Raw genomic sequence first — 18,725 nt, 5'->3', positions numbered from 1 at the left:
CACATTTTTGCGTTATACAGGAACCTCGCCCTGGAGAATGAGGTGCTGTATGACATCCCTGACTCGTCCGCGCGTTGAGTTTATCTCAACAATCCTCCAGACCGTGCTGAACCTCGGTCTGCTGAGCCTTGGCCTGATACTGGTCGTCTTTTTGGGTAAAGAGACGGTGCATCTGGCGGATGTGCTGTTCGCCCCCGAGCAAACCAGCAAATATGCGCTGGTGGAAGGACTGGTGGTCTACTTTCTCTACTTTGAATTTATCGCCCTGATTGTGAAGTATTTTCAGTCAGGCTTTCACTTCCCGCTACGTTATTTTGTCTACATTGGGATCACCGCGATAGTGCGGCTGATCATCGTCGATCATAAATCTCCCCTTGATGTGCTGATCTACTCCGCGGCGATCCTGCTGCTGGTGATCACCCTCTGGCTGTGTAATTCGAAGCGGCTGAAGCGAGAATAAAAAAATGGCGCTCCGAAGAGCGCCTAACAACAGTCACAAGTTGGGTCAATACAATACGTCTAAAGTTGAGGGTTGCAGTGGCATAACAAAATGAAACTTAACCTTTCACCCCGCCCGCCGTCAGGCCGTTGACCAGCCAGCGCTGCGCCAGCAGGAACACCACGGTAATCGGAATGGCAGAAAGTACGGCCGCCGCGGCAAAGTCGCCCCACAGGTAGTTTTGCGGGTTGAGGTATTGCTGCATACCCACGGCAAGGGTGTAGCTGTTCACGTCACGCAGTAACAGGGACGCGACCGGCACTTCGGTGATGGCGGCGATAAACGACAGGATAAACACCACCGCCAGAATCGGCACCGACAGCGGCAGCAGCACCAGACGGAACGCCTGCCACGGGGTGGCACCATCCAGAGCAGCCGCTTCTTCCAGCGAGCCGTCGATAGTTTCGAAATAACCTTTAATGGTCCACACATGCAGTGCGATACCGCCAAGATAGGCGAAGATCACGCCACCGTGGGTGTTGAGACCGATAAACGGCACATACTGACCCAGACGGTCAAACAAGGCATACAACGCCACCAGCGACAGCACTGCCGGGAACATCTGGAAAATCAGCATGCTTTTCAGCAGCGTGGCTTTGCCCGGGAAACGCATACGGGCGAAGGCGTAGGCACAGGTGGTAGAGAGCGCCACGATACCAATGGCGGTAATGCCAGCGATTTTCACCGAGTTCCACAGCCACAACAGGACCGGGAACGGCGGCGGCGTCACGCGGCCGTCCGCGTGTTCCACGCTGAAGCCCAGCGCGAGCTTCCAGTGCTCCCAGGAGATTTCATCCGGGATCAGGCTTCCGGTCGCAAAGTTACCCGCACGCAGGGAGATGGCGATAACCATCAGCAGCGGGAACATGATGGCCGCGATAAACATCAGCAGGCCTAAGTGCGTCGCGAAGAGGCGCAGCTTTTGAGATTTGGGTTGGACCATAGACATATTCTGTGCCCTCCTTAGTCGAATTTCATACGTGTGGCTTTCAGGTTCACAATCGCCAGAGCGCCAACCAGCAGGAAGATCAGGGTCGCAATGGCCGCCGCCAGACCGAAGTCCTGACCGCCGCCGCCTTCGAAGGCGATGCGGTAGGTGTAGCTCACGAGCAGGTCGGTATAGCCTGCCGGCGTGGTGGTGCCGAGACGATCCGGGCCACCGTTGGTCAACAGCTGAATCAGCACGAAGTTATTAAAGTTAAAGGCAAAGCTGGCAATCATCAGCGGCGTCAGCGGCTTGATGAGCAGCGGGAGCGTAATCTTGAAGAAGTTCTGGAACGGACCCGCGCCGTCCATCGCCGAGGCTTCATACAGGTCATCCGGGATGGCTTTCAGCAGCCCCATGCACAGGATCATCATGTACGGATAACCCAGCCAGGTATTCACGATGATAATCATCGAGCGGGCGGTCGTGGGGTCGCTGAACCAGGCCGGTTTGATGCCGAACAGCGCGCTCAGCATCATGTTGATTTCACCGAAGCTCTGGTTAAACAGCCCTTTGAAAATCAGAATCGAGATAAACGACGGTACGGCATACGGCAGGATCAGCAGCACGCGGTAAATCGCTTTGCCTTTGAGAGATTCCCACTGCACGAGGCAGGCCAGCACCATGCCCACGGCAACGGTCAGGATCACCGTCAGGACCGAGAAGACCACCGTCCAGACGAAGATGGCGAAGAACGGTTTCTGGATACCTTCATCGGTAAAGACGCGGGTAAAGTTGTCCCAGCCGATGGTCACGGTATAACCCGGGCTGAGTTTGTCATCACCCCATTTGCCATCGGCAGTAATGGACTGATAGAAACCAATGTCGTTGTTCGGGCGATATTTCACGCCGCTCTGGTTGTTGGTCAGCGTGCCATCATCCGCTAGCGTGTACAGCGGCTGTGTGCCGGAGAACTGGCGCAGCGAGCTCATGGTCACTTTGCTTTCGTCTGGCAGCACGGCGGTGAGCTGTGTCAGCGCCTGACGGTTCTGGGTAATGACGCGCAGGTTGGCACGTTCACCTTCCGGCAGCGCTGCGGCCTCTTTTAAGGCCAGCTTCTGTTCGCCGCCAAATTTGAACGCGTCGGAGACATAATATTTGCTGCTTGCTTCGTCAGTAAGCGCTAACTTCCACTCGTTACCGGCAGGATACAGGCCGAAGTTAAAGGTCTTGCCGGCCTGGTAAGAGCGGTCCAGCAGGACCTGCTGGGCACGTTCCTGCGCAAGCTGGTTTGTGCTGCTGTAGTTGGTAAACGCAATGGCGATAGTACAAATCAGCGGGAAAAGAACAAACAGCCCCATCCCGGCGACGCCTGGATAAACATAACGCCAGGCATAGGCTTTACGGTTGGCGAAAATATACAGGCCAGCAGAGCTTAAAATCAGCGTCATGATGGCGAACAGATATTCCCCTTGTACGTACATTAAAACAACAAGGTAAGCCACCAGCAGACAGAGCAGACCAATCACTGACCATTTCAGCGCGTCGCTTTGCCACCAGCGTTTCTTTTTAATGACATCCATGGGGTTATTCCTCTACAACGGTGAAAACTTATCGTCAGGTGGCGCTGTGCTTACCTGACCTACGGATCGTGCCGTAGTCGTAGGGCGGGTAAGCGCAAGCGCCACCCGCCGTTTTTCTGCTTACTTAGTAATACGACCCTGCGCATCTTTCAGCGCGGCATCGACAGTCTGACGACCGCTTGCAGCGTTGATGACGGCTGTACGCGTGGCGTACCAGAACGCGGCCATCTGTGGGATGTTCGGCATGATTTCGCCTTTCTGGGCGTTATCCATGGTTGCCGCGATACGTGGGTCTTTCGCCAGATGATCCTGGAAGGATTTCAGCGCAACGGCACCCAGCGGTTTGTCCTTGTTCACTTCATCCAGACCCTGATCGGTCAGCAGGTAGTTTTCCAGGAACTCTTTTGCCAGCTCTTTGTTCGGGCTGGCGGCATTGATACCTGCGCTCAGCACGCCAACAAACGGTTTAGACGGCTTGCCTTTGAAGGTTGGCAGCAGCGTGACGCCGTAGTTGATTTTGCTCTTGTCGATGTTAGTCCAGGCCCACGGACCGTTGATGGTCATCGCAGTTTCGCCTTTGTTGAACGCCGCTTCCGCGATGGAGTAGTCGGTATCCGCGTTCATGTGTTTGTTCTTGATGAGGTCAACCAGGAAGGTCAGGCCTGCTTTCGCGCCAGCGTTATCTACGCCCACGTCTTTCACGTCATATTTGCCGTTTTCAAACTTGAACGCGTAACCGCCGTCGGCAGCAATCAGCGGCCAGGTGAAGTACGGTTCCTGCAGGTTGAACATCAGCGCAGATTTACCTTTCGCCTTCAGGTCTTTATCCAGTTTTGGGATCTCTTCCCAGGTCTTCGGCGGGTTTGGTACCAGGTCTTTGTTGTAAATCAGAGACAGGGCTTCAACCGCGATTGGGTAAGCAATCAGTTTGCCGTTATAGCGAACGGCGTCCCAGGTGAACGGGAACAGTTTGTCCTGGAAGGCTTTGTCTGGGGTGACTTCAGCCAGCAGACCAGACTGCGCGTAACCGCCGAAACGGTCATGCGCCCAGAAGATAATGTCCGGGCCGTCGCCGGTTGCTGCAACCTGCGGGAATTTCTCTTCCAGTTTGTCCGGGTGTTCTACGGTAACTTTGATACCGGTGTCTTTCTCGAATTTTTTGCCCACTTCGGCCAGGCCGTTATAGCCTTTATCGCCGTTAATCCAGATAACCAGCTTGCCTTCTTCAATTTTGGCGAGCGCCGGTGCGGAAATCATCATTGCTGCAAGGGCGGACAATGCGAAAACGCGTGCGCCAGTCTTGATATTCATATCTGCCATCCTTTTTGGTGATGTCTCGTGGTATGACTTCAGTGGTTCAACGTGACTCAGTCTCCTTATTTGACATCCTCTTTCCATCCTCCCAACCCCTACGCCCCACCCCCGGTTTGTGTGATCTCTGTTGCATAAATTTAAGTTATGAGTGCTGGCGCACACAAAAACGCACCGAATTTTGCAGGCCGCTTCACGAATTTCGCCTCAGCCCGCCAGCGACGGTCGCAGAGCCTGCTCTCTCATCCTCCCGCCTCCTCCCCCATAAAAAAGCCGGGGGGTGGAGGATTCAGGAAAGTTATGGATACCCCATAGTGAACTTATCTTGAATGTTTCTGTCGGTGACAGGTTGTAACGAAGGGAGAAGGGCATGGCGAGCGTACAGCTGCGTAATGTAACGAAAGCCTGGGGTGACGTTGTGGTGTCGAAAGACATCAATCTGGACATCAACGAAGGTGAATTCGTGGTGTTTGTTGGCCCATCAGGCTGTGGTAAATCTACTCTGCTGCGTATGATTGCCGGTCTTGAAACCATCACCAGCGGCGATTTGTTTATTGGTGATACCCGAATGAATGACATCCCACCTGCCGAACGCGGCGTCGGTATGGTGTTCCAGTCTTATGCACTCTATCCCCATCTTTCCGTTGCCGAGAACATGTCCTTTGGCCTGAAGCTGGCCGGCGCGAAAAAAGAGGTCATTAACCAGCGCGTCACGCAGGTGGCGGAAGTGTTACAGCTGGCGCACCTGCTGGAGCGCAAACCGAAAGCGCTTTCCGGTGGTCAGCGTCAGCGTGTGGCGATTGGTCGTACCCTTGTCGCCGAGCCGCGCGTGTTCCTGCTCGATGAACCTCTCTCTAACCTGGATGCCGCCCTGCGCGTCCAGATGCGCATTGAAATCTCCCGTCTGCACAAACGCCTTGGCCGCACGATGATTTACGTCACCCACGATCAGGTCGAAGCGATGACCCTGGCGGACAAAATTGTGGTGCTGGATGCCGGTCGCGTGGCGCAGGTGGGTAAACCGCTGGAGCTGTATCACTACCCGGCAGACCGCTTTGTTGCGGGCTTTATTGGCTCGCCAAAGATGAACTTCTTGCCCGTCAAAGTGACCGCGACAGCCATTGAACAGGTACAGGTGGAACTGCCAAACCGTCAGCAGGTCTGGCTGCCGGTCGACAGCGCCAACGTACAGGTCGGGGCAAACATGTCCCTGGGTATTCGTCCTGAACATTTACTCCCGAGCCACATCGCCGATGTGACCCTGGAAGGTGACGTTCAGGTCGTCGAACAGCTCGGTCACGAAACACAGATTCATATCCAGATCCCCGCCATCCGTCAGAACCTGGTCTACCGCCAGAATGACGTGGTGTTGGTAGAAGAGGGTGCCACATTCGCTATCGGCTTGCCGCCAGAGCGTTGCCATCTGTTCCGTGAGGATGGCACTGCATGTCGTCGGTTGCACAAAGAGCCAGGCGTTTAAGCAATCCCAAAAGAAGACACGAAACCGACAGGTGAAGTGTTCAAAGAAAAGCAATGATCTCAGGAGATAGAATGATGATTACTCTGCGCAAACTTCCTCTGGCAGTTGCCGTCGCAGCGGGCGTAATGTCCGCTCAGGCACTGGCCGTGGATTTCCATGGTTATGCTCGTTCCGGTATCGGCTGGACAGGTAGTGGCGGCGAACAACAATGTTTCCAGGCAACCGGTGCTCAAAGTAAATACCGTCTGGGTAACGAATGTGAAACCTATGCGGAATTGAAACTCGGCCAGGAAGTGTGGAAAGAAGGCGATAAAAGCTTCTACTTCGACACCAACGTAGCGTACTCCGTGGCGCAGCAGAACGACTGGGAAGCCACTGACCCGGCGTTCCGAGAAGCCAACGTGCAGGGTAAAAACCTGATTGAGTGGTTGCCTGGTTCGACTATCTGGGCCGGTAAGCGCTTCTATCAGCGTCATGACGTCCACATGATCGACTTCTACTACTGGGATATCTCTGGTCCTGGTGCGGGTATTGAAAACATCGACCTGGGCTTCGGTAAACTGTCTCTGGCCGCGACCCGTTCTCAGGAAGCTGGCGGCTCTTACATCTTCACCAGCAACGATATCTATCATAACTTCAAAGATACCGCTAACGACGTCTTCGATGTGCGTTTAGCGCAGATGGAAATCAACCCGGGCGGTACGCTGGAACTGGGTGCTGACTATGGTCGTGCTAACAAAACTGACGGTTACAGCTTCGCTGACGGCGCATCTAAAGATGGCTGGATGTTCACTGCTGAACATACCCAGAGCATGCTGAAAGGCTACAACAAGTTTGTCGTTCAGTACGCTACCGATGCAATGACCACTCAGGGCAAAGGTATTCCGCAGGGTTCCTTCACCGGCAAAGACTATAACAAAGACACTGAAATTGGTGTTGTAGACAACAATATTAACAACAATGGCTCCCTGGTTCGTATTCTCGACCACGGTGCGATCTCTCTGGGTGACAGCTGGGATCTGATGTACGTCGGCATGTATCAGGATATCGATCGTGACGACAACAACGGTACGACCTGGTACACCGTGGGTGTGCGCCCAATGTATAAATGGACGCCAATCATGAGCACCTTGCTGGAAGTTGGCTACGACAACGTTAAGTCGCAGAAAACCGACGATACCAACAATCAGTACAAAATTACCCTTGCACAGCAATGGCAGGCTGGTAACAGCATCTGGTCCCGTCCAGCGATCCGTGTCTTCGCAACTTATGCGAAGTGGGATGAGAAATGGGGTTATGACAACGGCATTGCAAAAAGCGATACCAAAGCCACAACCTACAGCCGTGGTGACAACGATGAGTGGTCATTCGGCGCCCAGATGGAAATCTGGTGGTAATCCGTCTTAATCTGACGTAATGACCAAACTGAGGGGCGAAAGCCCCTCAATCCTTGGGAAGGCGCGCTATTGCCTGGCTACCGCTGACCTGTGCATTTTGAGGTGATAACAATGAAAATGAACAAAACTCTCCTTGCCCTTTGTTTATCCGCAGGGCTGCTGGCCAGCGCGCCTGCCGTAACGCTCGCTAATGTGAATTTCGTTCCGCAAAACACAACATCCGCGCCAGCCATTCCGTCAGCTGCGTTGCAACAGCTGGTCTGGACGCCTGTCGATCAATCTAAAGCCCAAACGACCCAGCTGTCGACGGGCGGGCAGCCGCTTAATGTCCCGGGTATCAGTGGTCCCGTGGTTGCATACAGCGTGCCTGCAAATATTGGGGAACTGACGTTGACGCTCACCAGTGAAGTTAATAAGCAGACCAGCGTCTTTGCGCCAAACGTGCTTATTCTTGATCAGAACATGACGCCTTCAGCATTCTTCCCGAGTGAATATTTCACCTATCAGGCACCGGGCGTCATGAGTGCAGACCGCCTGGAAGGGGTGATGCGACTGACGCCTGCGCTGGGTCAGCAGAAAATTTATGTACTCGTCTTCACAACTGAAAAAGATTTGCAGCAAACCACAACGCTGCTTGACCCTGCGAAGGCCTATGCCAAAGGCGTAGGTAATGCCGCACCAGATATCCCGGACCCGATTGCCCGCCACACCACTGATGGCCTGATCAAACTGAAAGTCTCCACCAACAGCGCCTCCAGCGTACTCGTTGGCCCACTGTTTGGCTCGTCTGGCCCAGGCCCGGTGACCGTGGGGAATACCGCTGCACCTGCCTATGCCGCGCCAGTTGCCACGGCAGCCGCACCGGTAGCGACCGCAGCGCCAGCCCCGGCGAAGAAAGCTGAGCCGGTACTGAATGACACCGAAGAGTACTTCAACAACGCCATTAAGCAGGCGGTGAAGCGCGGCGATGTCGATAAAGCGCTGAAACTGCTTGATGAAGCCGAACGTTTAGGTTCAACCACTGCCCGTTCCACCTTTATCAGCAGTGTAAAAGGCAAGGGGTAACCGTTTCCCCACAGTGCTGATTTGTTAGTCGTTTGGTGCGCCTGAGTGGGCGCACTTTTTTTCGTCCCGGCCTGGTTGTTGCGCCCCTGTTGCAATAGCGATCGTTAAATAACGTTTGGCCCCCCTCAATCCGCGTTTCTGCGATACAATGCCAGTACGTTATGTATCGGAGAGTCTGGCATGTCACACCCCGCGCTAACGCAACTGCGTGCGCTGCGCTATTTCGACCAAATACCTGCGCTTGATCCGCAGCAGCTTGACTGGCTGTTGCTGGAAGATTCCATGACGAAACGTTTTGAGCAACAGGGTAAAACGGTCACGGTGACCCTGATTCAGGAAGGGTTTGTCTCCGGCGATGAGATCGCCAGCGAGCTGCCGCTGCTGCCGCAGGAGCCACGCTACTGGCTGCGTGAAATTTTACTCTGTGCTGACGGTGAGCCGTGGCTTGCCGGTCGGACGGTGGTGCCCGAGTCCACCCTTTCCGGGCCAGAGCTGGCGCTGCAGCGTCTGGGGAAAACGCCGCTGGGGCGTTACCTCTTCACCTCGTCTGAGCTTACCCGAGATTTTATTGAAATTGGTCGTGATGCCGAACTGTGGGGGCGTCGTTCCCGCCTTCGCCTGAGCGGTAAACCGTTAATTCTGACGGAGCTTTTTTTACCGGCATCGCCGTTGTACTAAGAGGAAGAAAAAATGGAGTGGAGCCTGACGCAGAGTAAGCTGTTGGCTTATCACCGCTTAATGCGCACCGATAAACCTATTGGCGCGCTACTGTTGCTGTGGCCGACCTTATGGGCGCTGTGGGTCGCCACGCCGGGCGTGCCGCCGCTGTGGATCCTCGGCGTGTTCGTTGCCGGCGTCTGGCTGATGCGTGCGGCGGGCTGCGTAGTCAATGACTATGCCGACCGCAAATTCGACGGTCATGTAAAACGTACCGCCGGTCGTCCGTTGCCCAGCGGGCAGGTGACCGGGAAAGAAGCCCGCGTGCTGTTCATCGTTCTGGTGCTGCTCTCCTTCCTGCTGGTGTTAACCCTGAACACCATGACCATTCTGCTTTCCGTGGCGGCGCTGGCACTGGCCTGGGTTTATCCATTTATGAAGCGCTACACCCACCTGCCGCAGGTCGTGCTGGGCGCGGCGTTTGGCTGGTCGATTCCGATGGCGTTTGCCGCGGTCAGCGAGTCGTTACCGCTCAGCTGCTGGCTGATGTTCCTGGCGAACATTCTCTGGGCCGTGGCCTACGATACCCAGTACGCGATGGTTGACCGCGACGACGACCTGAAGATTGGCATCAAATCAACCGCCATCCTCTTTGGCCGTCAGGACAAGCTGATTATCGGTATTCTGCAGGTCGCTGTACTGGCCTTGATGGTCGCGATCGGTCGCCTGAACGGGCTGAACTGGGAGTTTTACTGGTCAGTGCTGGTGGCGGGGCTGCTGTTTGCTTATCAGCAGAAGCTGATCGCTAAGCGTGAACGTGACGCCTGTTTTAAAGCGTTTATGAACAATAACTACGTCGGTTTGGTACTGTTTTTAGGCCTGGCGATGAGCTATTTCTTATAAAAAAGTCGGGTGGCGGCTTCGCCTTACACGACCTACGCGTTAGCAGGACATGTAGGCCCGGTAAGCGTTAGCGCCACCGGGCTTTTTTTACCGGCGACGCAGCAGCCGGAGCGCGTTCGCCGTGACCAGCACCGTTGCCCCGGTATCCGCCAGCACCGCCAGCCACAGCCCGGTCATGCCCAGCAGCGTGGTCACCAGGAAAATCCCCTTTAGCCCCAGCGCGATGCCGATGTTCTGCCGGATATTGGCCCGCGTCGCGCGCGCAAGTGCGATGGTCTGCGCTAGCCCGGTCAGACGGTTATGCGTCAATGCCGCGTCGGCGGTCTCCAGCGCTACGTCGGTACCGCTGCCCATCGCAATGCCAATGGTGGACGCCTTCATCGCTGGCGCATCGTTAATGCCGTCACCAACCATCGCCAGCGGGGCGTGCTTGTTCAATTCCGTGACCGCGGTGACCTTGTCGGCAGGCAACAATCCGGCTTTAAACTCGAGCCCCAGTTCACCGGCAATGGCCGCCGCCGCGCGAGGGTTATCCCCGGTTAAAATCACACCCTGAATCCCCAGCTGATGCAGCGCCGCCACGGCCTCTTTTGCATCGTCACGCAGGGTATCGCGCAGCGCCAGCATCCCTTTCGCGACGCCGTCCTGCATGACGGCAACGACCGTCTGTCCGGCCTTCTCTAATGCCTCTACCTGTGGGGCAGTGGCGTGACCCGCCGCGACAATCAGTACCTTTTTACCGCCTACGGTGGCCTCAATACCCGACCCGACCAGCGCCCGCTGGGCGGTTGCCGCGGGGATGTTCAGCCCGCGCGCCTGCGCTTCACGCACAATCGCCTGCGCCAGCGGGTGGGTTGACCCCTGTTCGACGGCGGCGGCCAGCGTCAGCAGTTCGTTTTCACTGATATCCTGCGAATAAACGCCGGTCACCTGCGGCTTGCCGACGGTCAACGTGCCGGTTTTATCGAAGGCGATGTGCTGGACCTGGCTCAGCTGCTCCAGCGCCGCGCCGCCCTTAATCAGCGCGCCGCGACGTGCCGCTGCCGCCAGCCCGGACGTAATGGCCGCCGGGGTGGAGATGACCAGCGCGCACGGGCAGCCAATCAGCAGCAGCGTCAGCCCTTTATAAATCCAGCCCTCCCACGGCGCGCCGAAGAACAGCGGCGGCACGACGGTAACCAGCAGAGCAACCAGCATAATGGCGGGCGTGTAGATCCGGCTGAAGCGGTCGATAAAGCGTTCAACCGGCGCGCGGCGTTCTTCGGCCTCTTCAATCAGCTTCAGGATACGGTCAATGGCGCTGTCGCCCGGTTCGGACAGAACCTTAAGCTGCACCAGACGGTCGACGCTGGTGGCACCTGCAGGTACTTTTTCGCCCACTGCGCGTTCCACCGGAATGGACTCCCCGGTGAGGGCGCTTTCGTCGAAGCTTGCCGTGGCGGTGAGCAACTCACCGTCCGCAGGCAGTCGCCCCCCTGCGGCCACTTCAATCACATCGCCTGGGCGCAGCGTACTGATGGCGACCGTTTCACGCGTGCCGTTTAACACGCGCGTGGCGGTTTCAGGTTTCAGGGCCATTAACGCGCTGACCCCTTTACGTGCGCGGCTGGCAGCCCAGCCCTCAAGGCGTTCACCGATTAAGAACAGCAGCAGCACCATCGCCGCTTCTGCCGTTGCGCCAATAAACAGCGCGCCGATGGCGGCCACGCTCATCAGCGTTTCGATGGCGAACCAGCTGCCGCTTTTCATCAGGCGCAGCGCCTGACGGGCAATCGGGAACAGCCCGACCAGGGTGGTGGCGATAAACGCCAGATTGCCGAACGGGTGGTTAATCTGTTCCAGCCCCCAGCTCAGGGCCATCATGATGATGAGGGTGATAAGCGGCAGATTTTCTTGCAGGGATGACGTTTTTTCCGCAGGCGCGGTTTCGCTACGCAGGCTATAGCCCGCCTTGCTCACCGCGGCTTCCACCTGTTTGCTGACGTCGTTATCGGCGCTGACCAGCAGCTTTTCGGTGGCGAACAGCACCTGAACGTGACTGACGCCCGGCACCTGTTTTACCGCATTTTCAACTTTACGGGCGCAGGCCGCGCAGTCCATACCGTTGACCACCCAGCTGTAGCGGTTGCCGCTTTCAGGAAGCGGTTGAGTTTGTGTTTCGCACGCGCCTTCGCAGCAGCAGTCGTCTTTCGACGGAACCGGACTGAGCTTAAGTGCCGAGAATTGAGGAACTTTTTTTGGTGTTTCTGGAGTCGACATGGCAGTCTCCGGCAATGATAATTTTCTCATTAACCGCAGCATACACTCTGGAGTCGACTCCAGAGTCAAGCGTTATTTAGATATACAGCGAACGCACAATCAGGAAGTGCCCGGCGAAGTAACAGGCAGCGGCAATTGCGTTATCCGCCCGGAAACGGCGGCGATAGTGGCTACCCAGCCACACGATATTCCCGATCAACAGCAGCGCTGCACCGAAGAATGCGGACATCGCCGGGGCCGTTGGCCGGAAGAACCACAGTTCACCTGCCAGCCAGACCATCACCAGCGTCATGGCAATAAACGTGCAGACCGGCAACCGCATCTCTTCCAGACGTGACCAGATCACCGCAATCAGCAGGGCGCCAATCACCAGCAGGACCAGCGGCAGCGGCCAGAAGAACGAAAGCGTCATCTGGCTGGCGAAGTAGATCGTATACAGCAGATGCGACAGGAAAAATGCCCCTACGGCATACAGCAGACGCTGGCGCGGTAGTAGAGTCAGGGCATCGCCAATCAGAGATGCGCACAGCCCGGCGAGGACCAGATAGCTTACGGCGTTAAACATAGGCGCTTGCCAGGCAAGCAGCAGGAGCAGCAACAGCGTGACGGGTTTAAACAGCCAGCGCTGCCAGGTGGGACCACGGTACGACGCATCGACATAAAGCCATGCGGAAAAACAGACAGCGATAAATGACCAAAGCATATTAACTCCCTGTATCTGTTAAGTCTGAATAATCAGTTTCTGATCCAGTGTAGTGACGCGGGCGGGCGTTTGGCAATGGCGGGGAAGGCAAGGTATCCTGATTTCCGCATAATCTTATGGGATTTTAGAATGAGCAAGATGCCGCTGTTTTTCATTATCGTGGTGGCGATTATCGTTATTGCCGCTTCGTTCCGTTTCGTGCAGCAGCGCCGCGAGAAGGCGGATAACGACGCCGCGCCGCTGATGCAAAAGCGCGTCATCGTGAGCAATAAGCGCGAGAAAGCCCTGAACGACCGCCGTTCGCGGCAACAGCAGGTTACGCCTGCGGGTACTGCTATGCGCTATGAAGCGAGCTTTAAGCCGGAAACGGGCGGCCTGGAGATGACCTTCCGCCTGGAGGCGCAGCAGTACCATCAGCTGACGGTGGGGGAGAAAGGGACGCTGAGTTACAAAGGGTCGCGGTTTGAGGGGTTCAGGGCGGAATAATGCGCGATCGATCCCCTCTCCCTGTGGGAGAGGGTTAGGGTGAGGGCATCAGGCTGCTTATTTCTTCACCTGCGCCTTAAACTTCTTCATCCACACCAGCAGTTCAAACACGCCGAAAATAAAGACGCGAAGCTGCTGCCAGCCCGTCATCTGCGGGCCGTCTTTTGGCAGACCGTTTTTCAGCATCACCATCTGCAGGGCGTGCATGAACGACGTGAAAATCAGCGCGACGTTAACAAAAATATTCATCGGGCGCGGGAACGGGTGCACGAGGTTGAGAATTAAAAACGCCCAGACGCCCAGCATCAACAAACGTCCTAGATTAATCAGTACCGGCATCGGATTCTCCTTGAGCCTGACGGTGATACAGACGATAAGCGACCTGACCTGCGACTTTTTCACGGTGCAGATCCCAGTGAGCGGGAACTGGCGGTAGACCGTTTTCCACTTCACTTTCAACGTAAATTAATGCGTCATCCGCCAGCCAGCCATTTTGCTCCAGCAGGGATAGCGTCTCTTCCAGAAGCCCCTTGCGGAACGGCGGGTCAACAAACACCACGTTATGCGGCGTGCCCTTCTGTGCAAGAAAACTCAGCGTGTTGGTGTTCACCACTTTCGCGTTGTTCGCTTTCAGCGTCGCCAGATTTTGCTGCAAGGTCTGCGCAACGCCGCGCTCCATCTCCAGCAGCGTGGCGCTGGCGGCATAGCGCGACAGCGCTTCCAGCCCGAGAGCGCCGCTTCCGGCGAAGCAGTCGAGGCAGTGGGCGTCTACCATTGACGGGGCCAGCCAGTTAAACAGCGTTTCGCGCACGCGGTCGGTGGTGGGGCGCAAACCGGGGCTGTCCGGCACCGGTAATTTCCGGCCTCGCCACTGACCGCCGATAATACGAATTTGACCGGCCGGGGCGCGGTTGGGTTTCTTCATCTCAGGAAAGCTCTGTTAACAATTGGCCTGCGATTGCGGGCGGTGATGTCAATTTAGTAAAGTGTTAGACTATTTCATCATTTTTTTAGCTTCCATGTATATAGCGCCGCGAGGAGTGTAGTCGCAGATGGCAAAACAAAAAAAACGTGGCTTCTTTTCCTGGCTGGGCTTCGGTGAAAAAGAGCAAGAAACAGAACAGAAAACCGAAGAGCAACAAGCCGTTGAAGAGCAGTCGCAGCCTGAAACGCCTGTAGAAACCGCCGCGGTTGTCGAAGCGGAAGAAACGGCGCACAGCAAAGAAGAGATTGAATCTTTCGCTGAAGAGGTGGTTGAGTTCACTGAACAGGTTCAGGAGAGCGAGAAGCCCGAACCGGTTGTGGTTGAAGAGATCCCCGAAGCGCCGCAGGCCGTTATTGAACATGAAGAGCTGCCGCTGCCGGAAGAGGTGAAGGCTGAAGAGGTTGCAGCCGAAGAGTGGCAGGCCGAAGCGGAAACCGTTGAAATTGTTGAGGCGGTAGAAGAAGAGACAGAAAACGAACCCGAGCTGACCGACGAAGAGCTGGAAGCCCAGGCGCTGGCGGCGGAAGCCGCTGAAGAAGCGGTTATCGTCGTGCCGGTGGAAGAGCCAGAGCAGACCGAAGAAGAGATTGTTCAGGAACAGGAAAAACCGACCAAAGAAGGTTTCTTCGCCCGCCTGAAGCGCAGCCTGCTCAAAACCAAAGAAAACTTAGGTTCCGGATTTATCAGTCTGTTCCGCGGCAAAAAGATCGATGACGATCTGTTTGAAGAGCTGGAAGAGCAGCTGCTGATTGCGGACGTTGGGGTGGAAACCACCCGTAAGATCATCGCCAACCTGACCGAAGGGGCGAGCCGCAAGCAGCTGCGCGACGCCGAGGCGTTGTACGGCCTGCTGAAAGACGAGATGGGCGAAATTCTCGCAAAAGTTGACGAACCGCTTAATATTGAAGGCAAAACGCCATTTGTTATTCTGATGGTTGGCGTGAACGGCGTGGGTAAAACCACCACCATCGGCAAGCTGGCGCGTCAGTTCGAGCAGCAGGGCAAATCGGTGATGCTGGCGGCGGGCGATACCTTCCGTGCGGCGGCGGTTGAGCAGCTTCAGGTTTGGGGCCAGCGCAATAACATTCCGGTGATTGCCCAGCATACCGGTGCGGATTCCGCGTCCGTAATCTTCGACGCCATCCAGGCCGCGAAGGCGCGCAACGTGGACGTGCTGATTGCCGATACCGCAGGGCGTTTGCAGAACAAATCGCACCTGATGGAAGAGCTGAAGAAAATCGTTCGCGTCATGAAGAAGCTGGACGAAGACGCGCCGCATGAAATTATGCTGACTATCGATGCCAGCACCGGACAGAACGCCATCAGCCAGGCGAAGCTGTTCAATGAAGCGGTAGGACTGACGGGGATCGCGCTGACCAAACTGGACGGCACCGCGAAAGGCGGGGTGATCTTCTCCGTGGCCGACCAGTTCGGCATTCCTATCCGTTACATCGGTGTGGGCGAGCGTATTGAGGATTTACGTCCGTTTAAAGCGGACGACTTTATTGAGGCATTATTTGCCCGAGAGGACTAACAATGATTCGCTTTGAACACGTCAGCAAGGCCTATCTCGGTGGGAGACAAGCGCTGCAGGGGGTGACATTTCACCTGCAGCCGGGCGAGATGGCATTCCTGACCGGCCATTCCGGCGCAGGGAAAAGTACCCTGCTCAAGCTTATCTGTGGGATTGAGCGGCCAAGCGCCGGGAAAATCTTTTTCGGTGGTCATGAGATCAGTCGCCTGAAAAACCGCGAAGTGCCGTTCCTGCGTCGTCAGATCGGCATGATTTTCCAGGACCACCACCTGCTGATGGATCGCACCGTTTTCGATAACGTGGCCATTCCGCTGATTATTGCCGGTGCCAGCTATGATGATATCCGCCGTCGCGTCTCTGCGGCGCTGGATAAGGTCGGGCTGCTGGACAAAGCGAAGAACTTCCCGATCCAGCTCTCCGGCGGTGAACAGCAGCGCGTGGGCATTGCCCGTGCGGTGGTGAACAAGCCGGCGGTATTGCTGGCGGATGAACCTACCGGTAACCTGGACGATGCCCTGTCAGAAGGCATTTTGCGTCTGTTTGAGGAATTTAACCGCGTGGGGGTCACCGTATTGATGGCGACGCACGACATCGGGCTCATTTCCCGTCGTTCGTACCGCATGCTGACCCTGAGCGACGGTCATTTGCACGGAGGCCTCGGTGAATAAGCGTGATGCAATAAACCAGATTCGGCAGTTCGGGAACCGGTTTGACCGTTTCCGTAAGCCGCAGGGCGGTGGTGACGGCAATCGTAATGCGCCGAAGCGCCAGAAGGCCGCGCCAAAGCCGGCCTCCCGTAAAACCAACGTGTTTAACGAGCAGGTGCGCTACGCGTTCCACGGTGCCCTGCAGGACCTGAAAAGCAAACCGCTGGCGACGTTCCTGACGGTGATGGTGATCGCCATCTCCCTCACGCTGCCAAGCGTCTGCTATATGGTCTATAAAAACGTCAACCAGGCGGCCTCGCAGTATTATCCGTCCCCGCAGATCACGGTCTATCTGGATAAAGCGCTCGACGATAACGCCGCGGCGCAGGTGGTCGGGCAAATTCAGGCCGAGCAGGGCGTGGAGAAGGTCAATTATCTCTCACGTGAAGACGCGCTGGGCGAGTTCCGTAACTGGTCAGGCTTTGGCGGTGCGCTGGATATGCTCGAAGAGAACCCGCTGCCCGCGGTGGCGGTGGTGATCCCGAAACTGGATTTCCAGGGGACCGATTCGCTTAACACCCTGCGCGATCGCATTACACGCATTAAAGGCATTGATGAAGTGCGCATGGATGACAGCTGGTTCGCACGTCTTGCCGCGCTGACCGGGCTGGTCGGACGCGTTGCGGCGATGATTGGCGTGCTGATGGTGGCGGCGGTGTTCCTGGTCATCGGTAACAGCGTGCGCCTGAGCATCTTCGCCCGTCGCGATACCATCAACGTGCAGAAACTGATTGGTGCGACGGATGGATTCATCCTTCGACCGTTCCTCTACGGCGGTGCACTGCTCGGTTTTTCCGGCGCATTTCTTTCACTGATATTGTCAGAAATTTTGGTGATGCGGCTTTCGTCGGCTGTAACTGAAGTGGCGCAGGTTTTCGGAACGAAGTTTGATATCAGCGGCTTAGGGTTCGATGAGTGCCTGTTACTGCTGCTGGTTTGCTCAATGATTGGGTGGGTGGCAGCCTGGCTGGCAACCGTTCAACATTTACGTCACTTTACTCCCGACTAATAAAAGCGTGATATAATCTTTCCCTGCACCGAGATGTTCGCTCTGCAGGGAAAGCGTCCCTGTTGTCTCTTCCCCTGTTATCATCTCCATGTCACAATTTGTGCGTAATTTATTCACCGTTGCACCTGGAACTTGTGGATAAAATCACTGTCTGATAAAAGAGTGAATGCTAATCTCGTTGCTCAAACGCTTTGGCATGGTTGTTGCCTGACGGGGACAGCCTGGACCAGAAGAAACATTGAGAGGAATGAATGACCAAAGAAATGCAAACTTTAGCTTTAGCCCCTGTTGGTAACCTGGAGTCTTACATCCGGGCTGCGAACACCTGGCCGATGTTGACGGCCGAGGAAGAAAAGGAGCTTGCTGAAAAGCTGCATTACCAGGGCGATCTGGAAGCAGCTAAGACGCTGATCCTGTCTCACCTGCGCTTTGTTGTTCACGTTGCTCGTAACTACTCGGGCTACGGCCTGCCGCAGGCGGACTTGATTCAGGAAGGTAACATCGGCCTGATGAAGGCTGTACGTCGCTTTAACCCGGAAGTGGGTGTGCGACTGGTCTCTTTCGCCGTGCACTGGATCAAAGCAGAAATTCATGAATACGTGCTGCGTAACTGGCGTATTGTGAAAGTTGCCACGACAAAAGCGCAACGCAAACTGTTCTTCAACCTGCGTAAAACCAAGCAGCGTCTGGGCTGGTTCAATCAGGATGAAGTCGAAATGGTGGCGCGCGAGCTGGGTGTATCCAGCAAAGACGTTCGTGAGATGGAATCCCGCATGGCCGCGCAGGACATGACCTTTGACATGTCTTCCGACGACGACGCATCCGACAGCCAGCCGATGGCCCCGGTCCTGTACCTGCAGGATAAGACTTCTAACTTTGCTGACGGCATTGAAGAAGATAACTGGGAAGACCAGGCGGCGAACAAGCTGACCTTTGCGATGGAAGGCCTCGACGAACGTAGCCAGGACATCATCCGTGCCCGCTGGCTGGACGAAGATAACAAGTCCACGCTGCAGGAGCTGGCCGACCGCTACGGCGTTTCTGCGGAACGCGTCCGTCAGCTTGAAAAGAACGCCATGAAAAAACTTCGCGCCGCTATCGAAGCGTAATTTCCGCGAAGTCCCCGATAACCCTCGAATGCAAATTCGGGGGTTTTTGTTTTTTTATCTCCCGCTCTGGCGAATTCCCTCCCCCTGGCAAACACTTACAGATGCGCTAAGCA

At 55.9% G+C, this 18,725-nt stretch carries 18 protein-coding genes; 11 read left to right on the top strand and 7 right to left on the bottom strand.

Annotated elements, in window-relative coordinates; translation table 11 throughout:
• The first annotated feature begins 49 nt into the window (after window positions 1-49).
• A complete protein-coding gene (gene psiE / locus E3U32_RS01060; RefSeq protein WP_000202963.1) occupies window positions 50-460 on the top strand; it encodes a phosphate-starvation-inducible protein PsiE in 411 nt (136 codons plus the stop codon).
• Between the two features lie 97 nt (window positions 461-557).
• Here psiE and malG read toward each other — a convergent pair whose 3' ends face one another.
• The 3 genes from malG to malE all read right to left on the bottom strand — a co-directional run bounded on the left by malG (window position 558) and on the right by malE (window position 4,318).
• On the bottom strand, window positions 558-1,448 hold the full coding sequence (gene malG, locus E3U32_RS01055; protein WP_134347345.1) for a maltose ABC transporter permease MalG: 891 nt from the start codon (window positions 1,446-1,448) through the stop codon (window positions 558-560).
• A gap of 14 nt (window positions 1,449-1,462) precedes the next feature.
• On the bottom strand, window positions 1,463-3,007 hold the full coding sequence (gene malF / locus E3U32_RS01050; RefSeq protein ID WP_134347344.1) for a maltose ABC transporter permease MalF: 1,545 nt from the start codon (window positions 3,005-3,007) through the stop codon (window positions 1,463-1,465).
• A gap of 120 nt (window positions 3,008-3,127) precedes the next feature.
• Window positions 3,128-4,318 carry a maltose/maltodextrin ABC transporter substrate-binding protein MalE gene (gene malE / locus E3U32_RS01045; RefSeq protein WP_134347343.1) on the bottom strand — a complete coding sequence of 397 codons (1,191 nt, stop codon included), beginning with the start codon at window positions 4,316-4,318 and terminating at the stop codon, window positions 3,128-3,130.
• 370 nt (window positions 4,319-4,688) lie between these two features.
• Between malE and malK the strand changes: the two genes are divergently transcribed.
• The 5 genes from malK (at window position 4,689) to ubiA (ending at window position 9,820) form a co-directional block, all read left to right on the top strand.
• Entirely contained in the window at window positions 4,689-5,798 is a 1,110-nt protein-coding gene (malK, locus tag E3U32_RS01040) for a maltose/maltodextrin ABC transporter ATP-binding protein MalK (protein WP_134347342.1), read from the top strand.
• Between the two features lie 71 nt (window positions 5,799-5,869).
• On the top strand, window positions 5,870-7,195 hold the full coding sequence (locus E3U32_RS01035) for a maltoporin (RefSeq protein WP_134347341.1): 1,326 nt from the start codon (window positions 5,870-5,872) through the stop codon (window positions 7,193-7,195).
• A gap of 111 nt (window positions 7,196-7,306) precedes the next feature.
• Complete coding sequence (gene malM / locus E3U32_RS01030; RefSeq protein WP_134347340.1) at window positions 7,307-8,260, top strand: maltose operon protein MalM; 954 nt, start codon at window positions 7,307-7,309, stop codon at window positions 8,258-8,260.
• A 180-nt stretch (window positions 8,261-8,440) separates the two neighbouring features.
• Entirely contained in the window at window positions 8,441-8,938 is a 498-nt protein-coding gene (gene ubiC, locus E3U32_RS01025; RefSeq protein WP_023334136.1) for a chorismate lyase, read from the top strand.
• A gap of 12 nt (window positions 8,939-8,950) precedes the next feature.
• Window positions 8,951-9,820 carry a 4-hydroxybenzoate octaprenyltransferase gene (gene ubiA, locus E3U32_RS01020; RefSeq protein ID WP_134347339.1) on the top strand — a complete coding sequence of 290 codons (870 nt, stop codon included), beginning with the start codon at window positions 8,951-8,953 and terminating at the stop codon, window positions 9,818-9,820.
• An 87-nt stretch (window positions 9,821-9,907) separates the two neighbouring features.
• Here ubiA and zntA read toward each other — a convergent pair whose 3' ends face one another.
• Together zntA and E3U32_RS01010 are read right to left on the bottom strand one after the other, a co-directional pair.
• Window positions 9,908-12,079, bottom strand: coding sequence for a Zn(II)/Cd(II)/Pb(II) translocating P-type ATPase ZntA (gene zntA / locus E3U32_RS01015; RefSeq protein ID WP_134347338.1), 2,172 nt, complete (start codon window positions 12,077-12,079; stop codon window positions 9,908-9,910).
• 76 nt (window positions 12,080-12,155) lie between these two features.
• Complete coding sequence (locus E3U32_RS01010) at window positions 12,156-12,782, bottom strand: lysoplasmalogenase (protein ID WP_045909154.1); 627 nt, start codon at window positions 12,780-12,782, stop codon at window positions 12,156-12,158.
• A gap of 129 nt (window positions 12,783-12,911) precedes the next feature.
• Between E3U32_RS01010 and E3U32_RS01005 the strand changes: the two genes are divergently transcribed.
• The gene (locus E3U32_RS01005) at window positions 12,912-13,268 is read left to right on the top strand and encodes a DUF2500 domain-containing protein (protein WP_134347337.1); all 357 of its coding nucleotides are present in this window, start codon (window positions 12,912-12,914) and stop codon (window positions 13,266-13,268) included.
• Between the two features lie 57 nt (window positions 13,269-13,325).
• Here E3U32_RS01005 and E3U32_RS01000 read toward each other — a convergent pair whose 3' ends face one another.
• Entirely contained in the window at window positions 13,326-13,607 is a 282-nt protein-coding gene (locus E3U32_RS01000; RefSeq protein ID WP_010436509.1) for a DUF1145 family protein, read from the bottom strand.
• On the bottom strand, window positions 13,591-14,193 hold the full coding sequence (gene rsmD / locus E3U32_RS00995; protein ID WP_134347336.1) for a 16S rRNA (guanine(966)-N(2))-methyltransferase: 603 nt from the start codon (window positions 14,191-14,193) through the stop codon (window positions 13,591-13,593). Before rsmD ends, E3U32_RS01000 begins: the two co-directional genes overlap by 17 nt.
• Before the next feature lie 127 nt (window positions 14,194-14,320).
• Here rsmD and ftsY point away from each other — a divergent pair, with 127 nt between their 5' ends.
• The 4 genes from ftsY (at window position 14,321) to rpoH (ending at window position 18,612) form a co-directional block, all read left to right on the top strand.
• Window positions 14,321-15,787: a signal recognition particle-docking protein FtsY gene (gene ftsY, locus E3U32_RS00990; protein ID WP_134347335.1), complete on the top strand. Its 1,467-nt coding sequence runs from the start codon at window positions 14,321-14,323 to the stop codon at window positions 15,785-15,787.
• Between the two features lie 2 nt (window positions 15,788-15,789).
• Window positions 15,790-16,455: a cell division ATP-binding protein FtsE gene (ftsE, locus tag E3U32_RS00985; protein WP_134347334.1), complete on the top strand. Its 666-nt coding sequence runs from the start codon at window positions 15,790-15,792 to the stop codon at window positions 16,453-16,455.
• Window positions 16,448-17,503 carry a permease-like cell division protein FtsX gene (gene ftsX, locus E3U32_RS00980; RefSeq protein WP_023326488.1) on the top strand — a complete coding sequence of 352 codons (1,056 nt, stop codon included), beginning with the start codon at window positions 16,448-16,450 and terminating at the stop codon, window positions 17,501-17,503. The genes ftsE and ftsX overlap by 8 nt, the downstream gene beginning before the upstream one ends.
• 251 nt (window positions 17,504-17,754) lie before the next feature.
• The gene (gene rpoH / locus E3U32_RS00975; protein WP_010436497.1) at window positions 17,755-18,612 is read left to right on the top strand and encodes an RNA polymerase sigma factor RpoH; all 858 of its coding nucleotides are present in this window, start codon (window positions 17,755-17,757) and stop codon (window positions 18,610-18,612) included.
• The last annotated feature ends 113 nt before the right edge of the window (window positions 18,613-18,725 follow it).

This window comes from Lelliottia nimipressuralis (genome assembly GCF_004402045.1).
Lineage (GTDB): Bacteria > Pseudomonadota > Gammaproteobacteria > Enterobacterales > Enterobacteriaceae > Enterobacter > Enterobacter chinensis.
The sequence above is the reverse complement of the archived record's forward strand: the minus strand, read 5'-3'. Positions and strand labels throughout refer to the sequence as shown.

Excerpts from the sequence above, each read along its gene's own strand:
- psiE (WP_000202963.1), top strand. The coding sequence starts at position 50 with ATGACATCCCTGACTCGTCCGCGCGTTGAGTTTATCTCAACAATCCTC.
- malG (WP_134347345.1), bottom strand. The coding sequence starts at position 1,448 with ATGTCTATGGTCCAACCCAAATCTCAAAAGCTGCGCCTCTTCGCGACG.
- malF (WP_134347344.1), bottom strand. The coding sequence starts at position 3,007 with ATGGATGTCATTAAAAAGAAACGCTGGTGGCAAAGCGACGCGCTGAAA.
- malE (WP_134347343.1), bottom strand. The coding sequence starts at position 4,318 with ATGAATATCAAGACTGGCGCACGCGTTTTCGCATTGTCCGCCCTTGCA.
- malK (WP_134347342.1), top strand. The coding sequence starts at position 4,689 with ATGGCGAGCGTACAGCTGCGTAATGTAACGAAAGCCTGGGGTGACGTT.
- E3U32_RS01035 (WP_134347341.1), top strand. The coding sequence starts at position 5,870 with ATGATGATTACTCTGCGCAAACTTCCTCTGGCAGTTGCCGTCGCAGCG.
- malM (WP_134347340.1), top strand. The coding sequence starts at position 7,307 with ATGAAAATGAACAAAACTCTCCTTGCCCTTTGTTTATCCGCAGGGCTG.
- ubiC (WP_023334136.1), top strand. The coding sequence starts at position 8,441 with ATGTCACACCCCGCGCTAACGCAACTGCGTGCGCTGCGCTATTTCGAC.
- ubiA (WP_134347339.1), top strand. The coding sequence starts at position 8,951 with ATGGAGTGGAGCCTGACGCAGAGTAAGCTGTTGGCTTATCACCGCTTA.
- zntA (WP_134347338.1), bottom strand. The coding sequence starts at position 12,079 with ATGTCGACTCCAGAAACACCAAAAAAAGTTCCTCAATTCTCGGCACTT.
- E3U32_RS01010 (WP_045909154.1), bottom strand. The coding sequence starts at position 12,782 with ATGCTTTGGTCATTTATCGCTGTCTGTTTTTCCGCATGGCTTTATGTC.
- E3U32_RS01005 (WP_134347337.1), top strand. The coding sequence starts at position 12,912 with ATGAGCAAGATGCCGCTGTTTTTCATTATCGTGGTGGCGATTATCGTT.
- E3U32_RS01000 (WP_010436509.1), bottom strand. The coding sequence starts at position 13,607 with ATGCCGGTACTGATTAATCTAGGACGTTTGTTGATGCTGGGCGTCTGG.
- rsmD (WP_134347336.1), bottom strand. The coding sequence starts at position 14,193 with ATGAAGAAACCCAACCGCGCCCCGGCCGGTCAAATTCGTATTATCGGC.
- ftsY (WP_134347335.1), top strand. The coding sequence starts at position 14,321 with ATGGCAAAACAAAAAAAACGTGGCTTCTTTTCCTGGCTGGGCTTCGGT.
- ftsE (WP_134347334.1), top strand. The coding sequence starts at position 15,790 with ATGATTCGCTTTGAACACGTCAGCAAGGCCTATCTCGGTGGGAGACAA.
- rpoH (WP_010436497.1), top strand. The coding sequence starts at position 17,755 with ATGACCAAAGAAATGCAAACTTTAGCTTTAGCCCCTGTTGGTAACCTG.